This window comes from Pelomonas caseinilytica, assembly GCF_021353235.1.
GTDB classification, from domain to species: Bacteria; Pseudomonadota; Gammaproteobacteria; order Burkholderiales; family Burkholderiaceae_C; genus Pelomonas; species Pelomonas caseinilytica.
Genome location: NZ_JAJTWT010000016.1, coordinates 47,973 through 63,879, shown reverse-complemented (window position 1 = coordinate 63,879; position 15,907 = coordinate 47,973). Strand labels below are relative to the sequence as shown.

Below are 15,907 nucleotides of genomic sequence, written 5' to 3'. Positions count from 1 at the left end.
GCGCGGGCCGCCTTGCAGGCGCGGCAGCTCAGCTCCGGTCGGTGCGCGGCGCAGCGCGCGGTGGGCGGGGGCGAGGCTGGGTCATCGCCGTGAGGCGGGCCTTGTCGAGGCTGAGTTCGGCCACCGTGAGGCGCAGGGTGCGGATTTCGTCGTAGAGATCCATCAAATGGCGAACGTCTGCACCGGGCACGGCCGGCAGGACGCGCGCGGCGCTGCCGCCACCGGACAGCCGGGGCGCGAGGGCGTCACCGGACTCTCCACTCACCATCGCGATCACCCGGCGGGCCTCGCGCGCTGGTGGCGCGTCGGAGCCGGCGCTCGCGTGGGCCGCGATGCCGGCCTCCGGATGCCCCGCAGCATCGCCGCGCGGGCGCCAAAGCGCGGCCTGGCGCTCCGCCCGCGCCTTGGCGCGGGCCGCTTCCCTGGCTTCGACCCGGCGCCGGGTCATTTCTGCGTCACGCCAGAGCAGGAGGACGAGGACCAGGTTCAGGCCCAGCCAGCCGAGGATCACCGCCGTCAGAATGTTCATCTTCTCCACTGCGCCTTTGCGCGCTCCCTCGACGGCAAAGGTAAGCGGCGCGGTGGAGGGGCCTGCGGCTTTCAGACGAGGCGCCTGGAGGCGGAACGAGTGCGGCGCCGGCCGCCACCAATTGCGGGCCGGTTCGGTGAAGGCTGCGGAGACGAGTGCGGCCGGGGGGCGACGCGGCCGGCGTCAATCGGGACGGAAGACGTGCTGGTAGGACTTGCTGACCCGCAGCACTTCCTGGCGCCCGTTCAGATGGACTTCGAGATAGCCCAGCTCGTTGCGCTTGACCGAAGACACGAACTTCAGGTTGACGACGTAGCCGCGGTGGATGCGCAGGAACTGTTCTTCAGGCAGCCGGGCGCTCAACTCGTTGATGCCCATGCGCACGAGGCCCGCGCCCCGCGTCGTCACGACGCGGGTGTATTTCATGTCGGCTTCCAGGTAGGCGATGTCTTCCGGCATGGCCACGATGGTCTCCGCACCACGTGAAATGGTGACGCGGGTCAGGTAGGTCCGCCCGGGGCCGCCTTCGCCGCCCGTGGACCGGCTGCCGGAAAGGCGCGGGTCGCGGCTCGCACGGTCGAGGGCCGTCTTCAGGCGCCGAGCCGTGATGGGCTTGAGCACGTAGTCGATGGCGTCGCTGTCGAAGGCGTGCACGGCGAATTCCGGGTCGCCGGTGACGTAGATGATGGCCAGGTCGGAGCCGAGGTTCTTGATCCAGTTCGGATCGTCGCTGCCCTGCAGGTGGATGTCGATGAGGCAAAGGTCAGGAATGAGGGAGTCGACGGCCGACTGGACTTCGTCCACGGAGCCGACGCAGGCCACCACGCCCCAATCGGGCCTGAGGGAGGCGAGCAGGTCCACCAGGGAGTTCCGCTGGACCGGGTCGTCCTCCGCGACCAGGACCTTGACCGTGGGTTCCGCCCGCGCCTGCTGTGCCGGCGGCGAATGCGCTTCCGTGTTCATGCGATGCCCCTCGCTAGTCGTTTATGACTGGATGATGCTCAGATATGCCCCCCCTATCGCAAGGGAAATCAGCACGTTTGGCGTGCCGGCCGCACGATCGCCGGGGAAGGCATCACCCTGCCGCCCGCCTCCTGGACGCCCTGCGTGGTCTCAGTCCGGCTTGGCGGCGGGCTGGCGTATGCCGGCCTCCGCGGCCCCTTGCAGGACCGCCTCGGCGGCGACTTGCGCCTCGTGCGGCTGCAGCATGGCGGGGTGGTTGGAGTAGGAGTAGGCCGAGGCCAGCGGCATGGATTCCGACAGGGTCTCGACTTCGAGTGCCGCCTCGGAATCCTCTTCGGGGCGGCGGCGTTTGCTCTCGGCGGCCATCTCCTCGAACATCACGCAGATGCGCGCCGGCACGACGGGCTTGTGGGCGACGTGCACGTCGGGCAAGGGCAGGTCGGCCGAACGGATGCTGAGGTCGCCCGTGAAAAGTGTGGCTGAGACGAAGCGCGACATGCTCTTGCGGACCAGCTCGATGGCGTCCAGCCCATTGGGCTCGCCGGCACCGAGATGGAAGTCGGCCACCACGCAGTCGAACTCCGTGCCGGGCATGTGGGCGAGCTTGCCGGCCAGCTCCGCCACGCTCTGGCAGGACAGCGGCACGCAGCCCCAGCTGCGCACCATGCTGTCGATGCCGCGCAGCACCGATTCGTCGTTGTCCACGAGCACCACGCGCAGTCCGACCAGCGAGCGGCTGACGGTCGACGGGCGGGCCATGGTCGTTGCCCCCGGCGTCATGGACTGCGTCTGGCTGCTGCAGGGCACGGAGATGCGGAACTCGCTGCCCTTGCCCAGCACGGAGTCGACCTCGATGGTCAGGTCCAGCAGCTGCGCCGTGCGCTTGACGATGGCCAGGCCCAGCCCGAAGCCTTGCGCGGCCTGGTTTTCCCGGTCCAGGCGGACGTATTCGTTGAAGATGTCGTCGAACTTGTCGTCGGGGATGCCGCGGCCGCTGTCCTTGACGTGCAGCCAGAGTTCGTCCTTGTTCCGCTGCGAGAGCGAGACCTTGACGTAGCCGCGGTCGGTGTAGCGGATGGCATTGCTGACGAAGTTGGCCACGGCGCCGTAGAAGAGGGCGAAGTCGGTGTCGATCTTGGCATTGAGGTCGCTGTCGCACTCGAACTTCAGGCCCTTGCGCTTGGCGTCGACGGCGAACTCCCGGCGGATGCGTTCGAGCAAAGCCTGCACCGGCGAGATGCTCTTCTTGACCTTGACGGTGCCGGCGTCCAGGCGAGAGATGTCGAGCAGCAGGGCGAGTGAATGCGCGAGCGAGCGCACCACGGAGGCGATCTCGTCGAGCTGGACGCGGAACTCGGTGGAGTGGGGATCGATGCGCAGCCGCTCGACCATCATGCCGAGGGCATGCACCGGCTGGCGGATTTCGTGGCTGACGGTGCCCAGGATGCGGACGCGCGAGGAGTTCGACTCCTGCAGTTCGCGGGTCTTGGCGCGCAGGGCGTTGGCCACGTTGGCGTGGCTGGCGGCTGCCGCCTTGAACCGGCGCCTGAGGTAGGCGGACCGGCGCGACAAGATCTCCGCGAAGAGCCATGCGGCCACGACCTGCAGCATGAAGAGAACTTCCACGTCGCCCTGCGCCGCGGCCCAGCCGGCCAGCGTGACCGCCAGGACGGCCCGTGCGTAGCCGATGCCGCTGGCGGGTTTCTTGAGCGCCGCCGCCGAGGCCGCCAGCGAGAGGCTCAGTGCCAGCAGCGTCAGTGAAGCCCGGGCATGGTGGTCGTTTTCGAAGACGAGGATGGGCGAGGCGCCGATGACGCCGAACACGGCGGCCAGCAGCAGCGGTCGCACCGCCCTGGACGGGCCGAGAAAGGTCGGGCTCTCGGTGATGGCGTCGCGCAGCCAGTAGCTGCCGACGAGCGCGTACAGCGCGAGCCAGCCCACGAGGACTGCCCAGCCAGGCTGGCGGCTTGCCAGCAGGTAGGCGGGGACGGCGCCGCCCAGCAGCGCGACCAGGGTGAGGGTACGCCGGCTGATGACGTTCATCAGGGCGCCGGACCTCAGGCGCGGACGTGCGGGCGGAGGTGGGCCCTCGGCGGTGTGGGTCTCGGTGTCTTCGGCTGCCATGTTGCGGCTCGTTGGGCACCTCGTCGGACGGCGCCTGTGGGTGGGTTGGGCGGGAAGCGGAGCGGGTGTGCCCTAGACGCGAGGCGCGCTGAAGGGCTTGCCCGCCTTGGGCGGCAGCTTGGCCGCGGGCATGCGGCATTGCTGCACCAGCCAGGCCAGTTCGTGCAGGGTGGGCGGGGCGGAGAGGTAGCCGTCGAGCTGGAAACGGTCACGGCTGGGGTAGGGTGCGCCGTCCTGCGGGGCGCCCACCAGGGCCACTCGCGCCGCCGAGTCCTTCAGCAGGCCTGCCAGGCCCTGGTAGGCGGCGTACGAATCGTTCAGGTCGCGCATGGCCAGGATGACGAGATGGGGTTCACACCAGTGGGCGAATTCGACCAATCCTTTGAGCTCGAGCTGCCAGTACACGTCCACGATCAGCTCGTACAGCAGGGTGCTGAAATGCCAGCGCAGGTCGGCGGAATCGGAAACGACCAGCACGCGGGGCAGGGGGGTCTTCATGGCGATCCGGGTCTCAGAGCATCGGGTTGGGTTGCGTCGGAGCGAACAATCGCTCCACGTTCGAGGCGGTGCTGATCTCGCTGGAGGTCAGCAGCAGGGCGACCAGGTCCGAGGCGCGACCGACGCGGGCCTGCACCTGCCGGGCATGGGCCTTGAAGTCCTCCAGCCGGGCCATGAAGGCGTCCAGGTTTTCGGGCACGCCACGGCCCGTGCCCAGGGCCGCCGCCGCGCCTCGGTAGCACTCGGCCAGGTTCGAGCTGGGTTCTGGAAAGAGCCAGTGCGCCATGTCGGTGTCGGTGGGTGCCGCCTGGGCGCGCACCGATGGGGTGCCGCGTTCAGCGGCCCGGAAGGCCACGTCGTCGCGGTCGGTCAGCACGAGGTCGCAGATGTTGATGATCTCGTCGACCAGTGCCCAAAGCAGAGGCGGCAGGAAGACGACCGTCAGCGCCCCGATGGAGCTCGTGCCCGGCTGGCCCGGCACGCGGGAGAAGATGGGGGCGATCTTCTCCTGCAGCTCGCCATGCTCGACGAAGAGGCAGTGGGAGGTCTCGGACTCGATCAGGGCGCGCAGCCACTGTGGCCAGGCGATGCCGGCGCTGGCGCTCACGTAGAGAGTCCGGTCGGCTTCGAGCAGGTCCGACGACAGGCCCAGCAGGCTCAGGATGCTGGCCCGTGCCGCCAGCAGCGACTGCGGGCTGGTACGCAGTACATGGGGCTGCCCGACGGAGCGGATGAGGCCGGCGCTTTGCGACGAATCGCCCAGGTTCACGTCGAACTGGCGATGCGTCTGCGACTGCGTGCGCAACTGGATGGCCGTCGGGACGTCGCGCCTGGACCAGGGCGCGTGCAGGGAGTACCAGTTGCCGCCCGACTGCATGCTGAAGAAGCGGGCCATGTAGGGTGCTGGCGGCGCGCCGTCGAAGATTTCGATCAGGTTGGGGGCGGCGGCGATGGTGCGCGCCAGGCGCTGGTCGAGGATCTCGACGCTGCCCAGGTGCTGGATCAGCACGCGCGGGTCAAGGTTGACGTGGGCGACGGACAGGGTCTGGATGTCGTGGCAGTAGAGCCGGACGCGCTGGCGCTGCTCTCCCAAGGAGCGAGCCAGTTGGAATCCGAACCACATGCCGGCGAGGTCGTCGGGCCGGTAGAAGATGTCCCAGATGTCTGCACTGTCCATGTCTGTCCCGTCCAGTTGACGCCAGAGGCGATGAAGGTGAGGGCCCGGCAAGCGGACCTGTTTTGACGGGGCGCACGGTAGGTGGCCGGCCCGGCTGGGCGGAAAGTTCCCGACGAGTCCCTTCCTGGCGGGAACGAAATGTTCGTGGTGGACACCGGATGAATCGCCCGATGAACAGGCCCCGGCCGGGCCGTCGGCGCCCAGGCTTTCAACGCGCAAGCGCGAAGGGGCCGGAGCCCCCATGCCATTCGTTCCACGTCACCGCCGTGTCGTGGCAGGAAAGCGCGACCTTGTCGCTTTCTTCGCGCCGGTGGGGCCTGCACGCGCATCGTTGCGGTACTAACTCATCGTGAGGTGTACATGCAGCCTATCCGTGCCACCGATGCGAACGTCGTCCTCTTCAATGTGCCGGCTCGTTCGTCTCGCCCCCGCCATCCCCTCGGCCGTGCCGGCGTACCCAAGGCCCCCGGGCCGGACCTGATGCCCTACGACTCGCCGGTCTCCGCGTGGGCGGGCGAACCCCTCGGTGAGGCGGAGCGCGGGCGCGCCATCGACGCCGTGCAGGAATGCATCTGCGCCGCCCTCGCGGGTGACCGCGACCTCTGCGAGCTGCGCCTGAAGCGCGTCATCGCCCTGTGCGCCGGCCGCCCCGCTGCCGAGGCGGCGGCCGGGGAGGTCGACCGCGTGCTGGCCCTGGACATCATCCAGCGCCACTTCGCGGCCTGCCACAAGCGCCGGCAACTGCAGCGCGCCCTCGAGGCCCTGGCGGCTCGACTGCGCGGCTCCATCGCCTGAGGCGGCGCGGAGACCGGCCATGGTGACGTTCAGCCACTATCGCATCGGCACGCGCTTCAGCGCCCTGCTGGTGATCTTCTTCCTCGGCTTCGCCCTCTTCGGCGCGGCGGCCTTCCACACCCTGGACCGCCTCAAGGTCAACGGCGCGCTCTACCAGCGCATCGTCCAGACCAAGGATCTCGTCGCCGACATCCTGCCGCCGCCGGAATACATCCTCGAGTCCTACCTGGTGTGCCTGCAGCTGGCCCGCGCCACGGAGCCGGCGGCGCAGTCGCAACTGGTTGAACGGCTGAAGGGGCTGCGCAAGGACTATCTGGCGCGGCACGAGTTCTGGGCCCAGGCGCGGCTGGATGCGCCGCTGGCCGGGCTGCTGCTCGACGCCGCCAACCAGCCGGTCGAGGCCTTCTACCGGACCGCCTTCGACGATCTGGCGCCCGCCATCCAGCATGGCGACAAGGCGGCGACGGAGGCGGCGATGGGCCGGCTCGAAGCGGCCTACGAGGTGCACCGCGCGGCCATCGACCAGGTGGTGGAGATCGCCAACCGGCGCGCCGTGGCGGACGAAGCCGAGGCCCGCGAGAGCAACGAATCGGCGACCTGGACCATGGGCGCCATCTTCGCGGCGTCGCTGGGCGCCAGCCTGCTGCTGGTGGCCCTGATCACGCGCAGCGTGGTCGGCCCGGTGGGAGACGCCGTGCGCGTGGCCAGGACGTTCGCATCCGGCGACCTGCGCCAGGCCGTCCATCCGCAGGGCCGGGACGAAACCGCCCAGCTGATGGGCGCGCTCGGCGAGATGCGGGACAGCCTGTCCGATCTGGTGCACCGGGTGCGCAATTCGTCCGAGACGGTGGCCCATGCCAGCGCCGAGATTGCCCATGGCAACGCCGACCTCAGTGCGCGCACCGAGAGCCAGGCCAGTTCGCTGCAGCAGGCCGCCGCCTCGATGGAGCAGTTGGGCTCGACCGTCAGGCACAACGCCGACAACGCCTCAGAGGCCAGCCTGCTGGCCCAGACGGCGGCCGGTGTCGCCGTCCAGGGCGGGCGGGTCGTGGCGGAGGTCGTCACCACCATGCGTGACATCCACGGCGCCAGCCAGCGCATCGCCGACATCACCGGGGTGATCGACGGCATCGCCTTCCAGACCAACATCCTGGCGTTGAACGCGGCCGTCGAGGCGGCGCGGGCTGGCGAGGAGGGGCGCGGCTTCGCCGTGGTCGCCGCGGAGGTGCGTAGCCTGGCCACGCGCAGCGCCGAGGCCGCCAAGCAGATCAGGGGACTCATCGAGGACAGCGTCGAGCGCGTCGAGAAGGGTGCCGGCCTGGCCGACCGCGCCGGCCGGGCCATGGGCGAGGTGGTCGGCGAGATCCAGCGGGTCGCCCACATCGTCGGCGAGATCAGCGTGGCCAGCTCCGAACAGAGCACCGGCGTCTCGCAGCTCGGCCTGGCCATCCACCAGCTCGACAGAGTGACGCAACAGAACTCCGCCCTGGTCGAGGAAATGGCCGCCGCGGCCTCGGGACTCAGCGGCCAGGCCGCGGAACTCGTGCGCATGGTCACCACGTTCAAGCTGGCCGACGGTGGCGCGGGCCAGCCCGGGCTCGCGCGGTGACGATCGACCAGGGTTCGTCCGGCGCGCTGGAGTGCCAGCGCAGCGGAGTCCCCTCGTCAACCCCCATCCGGGGCCCGCGTGGCGGCCCCATACTGCAAGCGTGGTTCAGCGGGCCTTCCCTGTCGACCGCAACACACAAGGGGCTGTCAGCCTTGCTGTCGCAAACCGTCTCATCGTCCGCCGACGGGGCCGAACGCCGCTTCTGCGGTGCCGGCGCGGCGACGCGGCTGCTGGCCGCGCTGCTGTGGCTGGTGTTGCTGTGGACCAGCCTCGGCCCGCTATGCGCCGTGGCCCAGCCGACCCCCGCGACGCCCGAGCTGCGCAGCAACGACGACTGGCGCGCCTGGCGCGAAGCGCTGCTCGAGCTGAGATATCGAGACGCCCAGGGGGCGCTCGGGCAACTGCGTGCCCAGTACGAGGGCGCCCGTGCCCGGGGCGACCGTCACGCCGAATGGATGCACCTGGCCTGGCTGGCGCGCGAGACCGCCGCCGTCGACTACGCCACCAGTGCGCCGCTGCTGACCCTCGCCGAGCAGGCCATCGAGACGGCCCGGCAGGGCGGGGACACCATGGCCGCTTTCGAGCTGCTGTGGATGGTGGAGGCCACGCGCGTGGGCCAGCAGTACGAGCTGCCGCGTGAGTCCCTGCTGTCCCAGGCCGCGGCCATGGCCGGCAAGCTGGGCGACCCGCTGCGTGAAGGCCTGGTCTGGCAACTCCGCGGCCTGGCTGCCGCGCAGGCCGGCCAGGACGGCGAGGCCCTGTTCCAGTACCAGCGCGCCATGCCGCTGCTGTCCGGCCGGTTCGACCGGGCGGAGCTGCTGTTCGCCATGGCCCAGGCTTTGTTCGAGAACCCCACGGTCCCGGCGGCCCGGCAGGCGCTGGGCTATCTCCGGGAGCTGGACGAAGCCCTGCCGCCCGAGCGCTATCCCAGCTTCGTCGAGGCCCTGGTCCGGCAGAGCGAGCTGCTGAGCCGGCTGGATCGCAACAGCGACGCCGTCGCGGCGGCACAGCGGGCGGCCTCGGTGGCGCGCCGCTTCGGCCTGGCCACGCCTCTGGCCCAGGCGCAGGTGGCCCTGGGCCATGCCTACCTCGGCGCCGGCAGTCCCGCCCTGGCGCTCGCCACCTTCAAGTCGGCTTCCATGGATGCGCTCAACGTCGCCGGCCGGTTGAGCTGCCTGGTGGGATGGGGGCTCGCGCAGGCGCAACTGGGCGACCCCGGCGCCACGGGGCTGCTGGAGCGTGGCCATGTGCTGGCCCAGGCCCAGAGCAACACCAACAGCCTGGCCATCGCCCAGTTCTACGAGGCTTCGTCCCGCGTGCGCCAGACCCTCGGCGACGCTGCCGGCGCGCTGGACGACCTGGCGCGCGCCGGCGCCATCCGCTCGGCCATGGCCAACACCGCGCGGGAGAAGCTGCTTCAGGCGCGCGTCGACGGCGCGGCGCGGGCGGCGGAGGCCCAGGTCGAAGCCGCCCATCGCCGGTGGCTGGTGATCGGCGTGCTCGGCCTGGCGGCGGCCGTCCTGCTCGCGGGAGGCTTCTACGCCCATCAGTTCCGCCAACGCCGCCAGATCGCCCGGCTGGTGACCCAGCTCCAGTCGGCCAATGCCCAGCTCGAGCAGTTCAACGCCGCACGCAGCCGCCACCTGGCCGCCGCCTGCCATGACCTGCGCCAGCCGGCCCATGTGCTGGGGCTGCTCACCGAATCCCAACCCGCCGAGCCCCAGCGGCCCGAAGACGTCGAGGCGCACGTACAGGCGGTGCAGCGGTGCAGCCGCACGCTCACCGACATGCTCGACGCGCTGATGGACATGACGCAGCTCGAGCGTGGCACCTACGTGCCTCACGCGGAGATCGTCGACCTCGGCGAGCTGCTCGTCGAGGTCGACCTGCAATACCGCCAGGCCGCGCAGGCCAAGGGCCTGGGTTGGCAGGTCAGCGCCGTTCGGCCCTGGTGAGCAGCGACCGTCACCTGCTCCGGCGCATCCTCTTCAACCTGGCGTCCAACGCGGTGCGCTACTCGACCCACGGCGGCGTCCAGATCCACGCGGCGGTGACGGAGCAGCGGGTCCTGGTCGAGATCGCCGACACCGGCCCGGGCATCCCGGTCGACAAGCTGACCGGCGATGCCACCGACCCCGAGTTCGGCGTCAGCCTGGGCGGCGCCGTCGGCCTGGGGATGGGCCTGTCCATCGTGCGCCAGGCCTGCCGGGTGCTCGGCCACGAAATCTCCGTGCCGCTCTCCTCGCCCCGAGGCTCCGTGGTCCGCCTCGGCATGGAGAGGCTGGACGCGGACCATGCCGGTGGAATGCTCCACGCGGCCGAGGCGCGAGTCATATGACGGCCCACCGGTGTTCATGGCCCGGGCGCCGCCTCGGCCGCGCCACCCGCTCGGGGCTGCTCGCCTTGGCCGTGTTCGCCACCTGCGTCCAACCCCTGCGGGCGGCCACCGAGGCGCCGCCGCAGGTCACGCCCGCTTCGGCGGCCCAGGCGCAGGCGCTCGAGGAGATCCGCTCGCTGCGGCAGCAGTGGCGCGACCTGGCCTACCGCGACCTCAAGTCCGAACTGGCACAGCTGCGATCGACCTATGAGACCGCTCGCCGGCGCGGGGACCGCCATGCCGAATGGATCCACCTCGCCTGGCTGGCCAACCACACCGCGGCCTACGACCTGCAGTCGGCCGTGCCGCTGCTGGACCAGGCCGAACGCGCCATCGGCGACGCCCGCGCGGCGGCCGACCCGCTGGCCACCTTCGAACTCGTCCTCATGACCGAGTCGACCAGCGTCCTGCAGTTCTCGCGGGCACCCCGGCCGGCCCGCCTGGACCTGCTGCAGCAACTGGCCGGCGAAATCGGCGGACCGCTGCACGAGGGCCTGGTGCGCAAGCTGCGCGGCATCATCGCCAGCCAGTCGGGGCAGGAAGGTGAGGCGCTCTACCAGTTCCAGCGCGCCTTGCCCCTGCTGACCGGCCAGATCGAGCGGGCCGAACTGCTCGTCTACATGGCGCTGGCCTTGTTCGACAACCCGACCCGCTCCGCGGCGAACCTGGCGGCCGCCTACCTGGACGAGGTCGTCCGCACCCTGCCGCCCGAGAAATACCCCGGCCTGCTGACGCCTGCCATCCGCCTGAGCCAGTTGCTGGGCCGGCTGGACCGGCAGGTCGAGGCGTTGGAACTGGCCCAGCGGGCGCTCAACGCCGCCCAGCGCGCCGGCCTGGCCACCCCGCTGGCCCGCGCCTACGTGGCCCGAGGCCAGGCCTACCTGGCCGCCGGGGAGTACGGGGCGGCACTGGCGGACTTCAACGCCGTCACCTTCGAGGCGCTGAACAACGCCTACAAGCTCGATGCCCTGTCCGGCCGCGCCCTGGCCCTCGCTCGCCTCGGAGACAGCGGGGCCCGCTCGGTGCTGGTGGAAGGCCGCGCCCTGGCGCAGTCCCTCGAGGGGGGCAACAAGGCGGGCCTGGCCGCCTACTACGAGGCGTCGGCGCGTGCCTGGCAGGTACTGAACGAGCCCGGCAAGGCGCTCGAGGATCTGGCCCATGCCGCCTCCATCCGCCTGGCCACCGCCTCGGCAGCCCAGGAGCGGCTGACCCAGGCCCGCGTCGACGCCGCCGAGCACGAAGCGCGGGCCACCGCGGAGGCGCCCCGCCGGACCGCCCTGGCAGTCGGGGCCGCGCTGCTGGGCGTCGCGCTGCTGACCATCGCGGCGCTCTATGTCGGCCAGCGGCGGCGCCATCGCCTCATCGCATCCCTGGCGGACAGCCTGGGCGCCGCCAATGCCCAGCTCAGGCAATTGAGCGACGCGCGCAGCCGCCAGCTCGCGGCCGCCTGCCGGGAACTGCGCCAGCCCGCTCACGCCCTCAGCCACCTGGCCGAGCCCGGGGCCGGGCCGCTGAGCGAGCCGCAGGCCCGCCAGCGCTACATGGAGGCCGTCCGCCAGAGCAGCCGCACGCTGACCGACATGCTCGATGCCCTGATGGACATGACCCGCCTGCAGGAAGGCACCTATGTGCCGCATGCCGAGCGCTTCGAGCTTGGCGACCTGCTCGACGAAGTCGATCGCCAGTTCCGTCCGCTGGCCGAACAGAAGGGGCTGGCCTGGGCGGTCCATCCTTCGCAGTTCGGCGTGTTCAGCGACCGCCACCTGCTGCGGCGCATCGTCGTCAACCTCGTCGGGCACGTCGTCAAGCACGCCTCTCGCGGCAGCGTCCAGGTCCACGTCATGCCCTCGGAGCAGAACACCTGCATCGAGATCGTCGCCAGCGAGGAGACTCCGCCCGAGGCGGCGGCCGACGCGGACCCCGATGAACTCGGCCTCGGGCTGGCCACGGCGAGCCAGGCCTGCCAGATGCTGGGCCACGAATTGAGCGTGCAGCGCTCGCCATCGCTCGGGGTGCTGTACCGCCTCAGCCTGCCGCGCGCCTTCGTGCCCTCGGCGGCCGAGATGCGCGACGACGCCCTGACCGTCGACCGGACCGTCGCCATCGTCGAGGACGACGCCTTCGGCCGCATCACTCTCATGAACGCGCTGCTGGATGCCGGCATGGACGCCCAAGGCTTCGCGTCCATCGAGGAACTGGTGGCGCCGGCCTCGCGCTTCAGCCACGGGGTGCCCGGCGTGCTCGTGACCGACCTCAACCTGGGCGAGAAAGGGCCGGTCACCGAGGCACTGCGCCAGCTCAGGAGGCGCCCCGAATGGCGGGACGTTCCCGTCCTGCTGCTGACTGGGGATGTGCGCGAGGAGGTGGGCGCCATCGCCGAGGAACTCGGCGTGGCCCTGGCCTACAAACCCATCTCCGTGCGTCGGCTGCGCGAACGCCTGGCCTTGCTGCGCAGCCCCCAACCCCTGCCCCCGGCACCCCCGGCCTTCGTGGCCGCGGGCGGCTGAACGAGGCGGGACGCCCTCACGACTGAACGACTTCCGGGAGGATTCGAATGGACCCCAGCCTCATGGCCTTGACTGTCGGCTTGGTGAGCTTTGCCGGCGGCTTTGCCTGCGCCTCCCTGCTGGGCCGGCGCCGCGCCGGCGGCCCCGCAACGGCCGACCCCGCGGCCACGGCGGCCGAGGCGGCGCCAGCCGACGTTGCGGGCAGCGGGCTGCTGCTGGAACTGCACCTCGTCATGAACGTCCTCAATCGTGTCGTCATGGCGCTGAACGCCAACGAGCACGTCCAGGACGGCGTCGCCGAGATGGCCGACTACCTCCGGGCCTCTCACGAACTGCAGCGGCGGCCCGGGCAGAACGCCCTCGTGAACCAGGTGTCGAGCTACTGGCGCCTGAGCCGGTGGCTGCACGGCCGGCGCAGCGACGCCCTGCACCTGGACGCCCAGGTGCCCGACCTCGCGCCGCAGGCCCTCTACCGTCTCTGCGAGGCGCTGACCCGCGTGCTGCGCGAACTCGAAGGCAGCCCGTCGGCCGACGTCTCCATCCGCATCACGCCCGACGACCGGGCCGGGGCCGGCCGCTTCGCCGTCGCCCAGGTCACGGTGGCCGGCGTGCCTGAAGGCGTACAGGCCACGCTGGCGGCGTCGCCGCGCGGCTGGAGCCGGTCCGCCCTGCAACTGGGCACGCGGCTCGAAGTCCGCACCGATGGCTGACCGCCGGCGCCCCTTTGGAGCATCCATGACCCCGACCCTGAAGCTGCACCGCATCGCCTTCGCGATGGCCTTGCCCGCGGGCCTGCTGTGCCTGCTGGCCGGCCTCCTCGTCGCCGACCTGCAGCAAAAGCGCCAGGACGCCGAGCAACGGGCCAAGGTGGCCACCGAGCTGTCCGTCGTTCGCACCCGCCTGGAGGGCATCGTCGAGGCCACGTCCAGCCTGACCGTCGGGCTGTCGAACTGGCTGGAAACGCAGGACGGCAAGTTCGAGCCGGCCGTCTTCGAGACCCTGGCCCGCAAGACCATCCTCGTGAACCACCACATCCGCTCGATCACCCTTGCGCCCCAGGACGTCATTTCCTCGGTGTATCCGCTGGCCGGCAACGAGGCCGCCATCGGCCTGCGCTATGCCGACCATTACGACGAGGTCGATGACGTGATCAAGGCCAGGCTGCAACGCATCCCTGTCCTTGCCGGCCCCATCCAGCTCGTGGAAGGCGGGCGGGCGCTCATCTTCCGCATCCCCGTCTACATCCACGACGACGCCACCTACTGGGGCATCCTCGGCGTCATCACCCACATCGACTCCATCACCCAGGCTTCGGGGGTGGGCGCGGGAGCGGTGCTGCAGGTGGGGCTGCGCAAGCCCACCGGCGAGCTGATCGGTGGCGATGCCAGCGTGTTCGAGCGCGAGCCTGTGCTGTCCGACGTGCAGGTTCCCGGCGGCAGCTGGCAGCTCGGCGCCATCCCGGCCAACGGCTGGCCGCGCACCTCTCTCGGGGCCTCGCCCTTCCTGTACTTCGGCCTCTTCGGCGGGGCCCTCATGGCGGGCATGCTGGCCCTGCTCGGCGCTTCGCTGCGCCGCAGCGATCGCCAGAACGCCGCCCTGCACGAGGAGGTGCAGGTGCGCAAGACGGCGGAAGAGGGGCTCAAGATCGCCGGTGCGGCCTTTTCGAGCAGCAGCGAAGCCATCGTCATCATGGACTCGGCATTCCGCGTCATGTCCGTGAACGCGGCCTTCACCGACATCTCGGGCTACGCCGAGTCCGAGGTCGTCGGCGCGGTCCTTCCCTTTCTCGATCCGCATCAGGGCGACGGCGGCAATGCCCAGGGCATCGTCGCCTCGCTGAGCGGCGCCGGCAGGTGGCGGGGCGAGATCGTCAACCTGCGCAAGAGCGGCGAGCGCTACCCCACCTGGGTGACCATCAACGCCGTCGCGTCCGGCAACGGCGCCGCCGAGCGCTACGTCGCCGTCTGTTCGGACATCTCGGCCATCAAGCAGACCGAGCAGGAACTCGACCGGCTCGCGCATTTCGACATCCTCACGGCCCTCCCCAACCGGCTGCTGTTCCGCAGGCGCCTCGTGCAGGACATCGGCGCCGCCACGCGCGACTCCTTCTGCGCGCTGCTGCTGCTCGACATCGACGGCTTCAAGAGCGTCAACGACAGCTTCGGCCACCACGTCGGCGACCGCCTGCTTCGCGACATTGCCAGCCGCCTGCTCGGCTGCGTGCGCGCCCGCGACACCGTCGCCCGCCTGGGCGGCGACGAGTTCGCCGTCATCCTGACCGGCCTGGACAGCCGCGACACCGTCGTCGAAGCCGCCTCCCGCATCATCAGCGACCTGCAGGTGCCCTTCAACGTGGACGACATCCTCGTCCACGTCTCGGTCAGCATCGGCATCGCCTGCTGCCCTGAGGACGGGGCCGACGAGGTGCTGCTCACCCGCAATGCCGATGCCGCCATGTACGCCGCCAAGGAAGGCGGACGCAGCACCTACCGCTTCTACCGCTGGGAGATGACGCGGGCCGTGCGCGACCGCCTGCTGCTGGAGCAGCGCATGCGCCAGGGCCTGGACATGGGGCACTTCGAGGTCTGGTTCCAGCCGCGCGTCGACATGCGTACCCGCCGCATCATCGGCGCCGAGGGCCTGGTGCGCTGGCGCGACCCCGAGCGCGGCCTCATCTCGCCCGTTGAGTTCATCCCGTTGGCGGAGCGGTCCTCCCTCATCCACAAGCTGGGCGACACGGTGATCCGCCAGACCGTCGCCCACGCCGACCGCTGGCATGCGGCGGGCCTTCCCTTCGGCAAGCTCAGCATCAACGTCGCCACGCCGCAGATCGAGCGCGGCGACCTCGCCAGCGAGCTGCAGGGCATCCTGGCCGATACGAGGGTGCCGCCGTCGGCACTGGAGATCGAGGTGACCGAGAGCGTCTTCATGGCTGATGCAGAGCGGGCCCGCACGACGCTCAACGGCATCCGGGCCCTGGGCCTGTCCATCGCCATCGACGACTTCGGCACCGGCTATTCCTCGCTGGCCTATCTCAAGACCCTGCCGGTGAACCACCTCAAGATCGACCGCGCCTTCGTCCGCGACCTGCCCGACGAAGCCAACGACGCGGCCATCGTGCGCGCCATCATCTCCATGAGCCGCAGCCTGGGCTTCCTGGTGACGGCCGAGGGCATCGAGACGCCGGCCCAGTTCGCCTTCCTCGAAAACGAGGGCTGCCAGTTCGGCCAGGGCTATCTGTTCTACAAGCCCATGCCCGCGGCGGAGTTCGAGGTGTTGCTGATGGAGGCGGCGCGCGAGGCCGCGACCGCCCCCGCCGGCTGAGCCC

Annotated in this window: 12 protein-coding genes; 7 read left to right on the top strand and 5 right to left on the bottom strand. The window is 70.6% G+C overall.

Annotated features, from left to right (window positions below; genetic code table 11):
* Positions 1 to 28: 28 nt before the first annotated feature.
* The 5 genes from LXT12_RS24415 to earP form a co-directional block, all read right to left on the bottom strand.
* On the bottom strand, positions 29 to 529 hold the full coding sequence (locus LXT12_RS24415; protein ID WP_233394912.1) for a hypothetical protein: 501 nt from the start codon (positions 527 to 529) through the stop codon (positions 29 to 31).
* Between the two features lie 183 nt (positions 530 to 712).
* A complete protein-coding gene (locus tag LXT12_RS24410; protein ID WP_233394911.1) occupies positions 713 to 1,492 on the bottom strand; it encodes a LytR/AlgR family response regulator transcription factor in 780 nt (259 codons plus the stop codon).
* Positions 1,493 to 1,642: 150 nt separating this feature from the next.
* Entirely contained in the window at positions 1,643 to 3,616 is a 1,974-nt protein-coding gene (locus tag LXT12_RS24405) for an ATP-binding response regulator (protein ID WP_233394910.1), read from the bottom strand.
* Positions 3,617 to 3,688: 72 nt separating this feature from the next.
* Positions 3,689 to 4,114, bottom strand: coding sequence for a hypothetical protein (locus LXT12_RS24400; RefSeq protein ID WP_233394909.1), 426 nt, complete (start codon positions 4,112 to 4,114; stop codon positions 3,689 to 3,691).
* A gap of 13 nt (positions 4,115 to 4,127) precedes the next feature.
* Positions 4,128 to 5,291 carry an elongation factor P maturation arginine rhamnosyltransferase EarP gene (earP, locus tag LXT12_RS24395; protein ID WP_233394908.1) on the bottom strand — a complete coding sequence of 388 codons (1,164 nt, stop codon included), beginning with the start codon at positions 5,289 to 5,291 and terminating at the stop codon, positions 4,128 to 4,130.
* A 360-nt stretch (positions 5,292 to 5,651) separates the two neighbouring features.
* Here earP and LXT12_RS24390 point away from each other — a divergent pair, with 360 nt between their 5' ends.
* The 7 genes from LXT12_RS24390 (at position 5,652) to LXT12_RS24360 (ending at position 15,903) form a co-directional block, all read left to right on the top strand.
* Complete coding sequence (locus LXT12_RS24390; protein WP_233394907.1) at positions 5,652 to 6,086, top strand: hypothetical protein; 435 nt, start codon at positions 5,652 to 5,654, stop codon at positions 6,084 to 6,086.
* A 19-nt stretch (positions 6,087 to 6,105) separates the two neighbouring features.
* Entirely contained in the window at positions 6,106 to 7,695 is a 1,590-nt protein-coding gene (locus LXT12_RS26985) for a methyl-accepting chemotaxis protein (RefSeq protein WP_304622787.1), read from the top strand.
* 152 nt (positions 7,696 to 7,847) lie between these two features.
* Positions 7,848 to 9,650: an ATP-binding protein gene (locus tag LXT12_RS24380; RefSeq protein ID WP_233394906.1), complete on the top strand. Its 1,803-nt coding sequence runs from the start codon at positions 7,848 to 7,850 to the stop codon at positions 9,648 to 9,650.
* Positions 9,647 to 10,033, top strand: coding sequence for a sensor histidine kinase (locus LXT12_RS24375; RefSeq protein WP_233394905.1), 387 nt, complete (start codon positions 9,647 to 9,649; stop codon positions 10,031 to 10,033). Before LXT12_RS24380 ends, LXT12_RS24375 begins: the two co-directional genes overlap by 4 nt.
* Positions 10,030 to 12,579 carry a hybrid sensor histidine kinase/response regulator gene (locus tag LXT12_RS24370; protein WP_233394904.1) on the top strand — a complete coding sequence of 850 codons (2,550 nt, stop codon included), beginning with the start codon at positions 10,030 to 10,032 and terminating at the stop codon, positions 12,577 to 12,579. The genes LXT12_RS24375 and LXT12_RS24370 overlap by 4 nt, the downstream gene beginning before the upstream one ends.
* 47 nt (positions 12,580 to 12,626) lie before the next feature.
* Positions 12,627 to 13,289, top strand: a complete 663-nt coding sequence (locus LXT12_RS24365) for a hypothetical protein (protein WP_233394903.1) — start codon at positions 12,627 to 12,629, stop codon at positions 13,287 to 13,289.
* 25 nt (positions 13,290 to 13,314) lie between these two features.
* Complete coding sequence (locus LXT12_RS24360) at positions 13,315 to 15,903, top strand: bifunctional diguanylate cyclase/phosphodiesterase (protein WP_233394902.1); 2,589 nt, start codon at positions 13,315 to 13,317, stop codon at positions 15,901 to 15,903.
* Positions 15,904 to 15,907 lie beyond the last annotated feature (4 nt).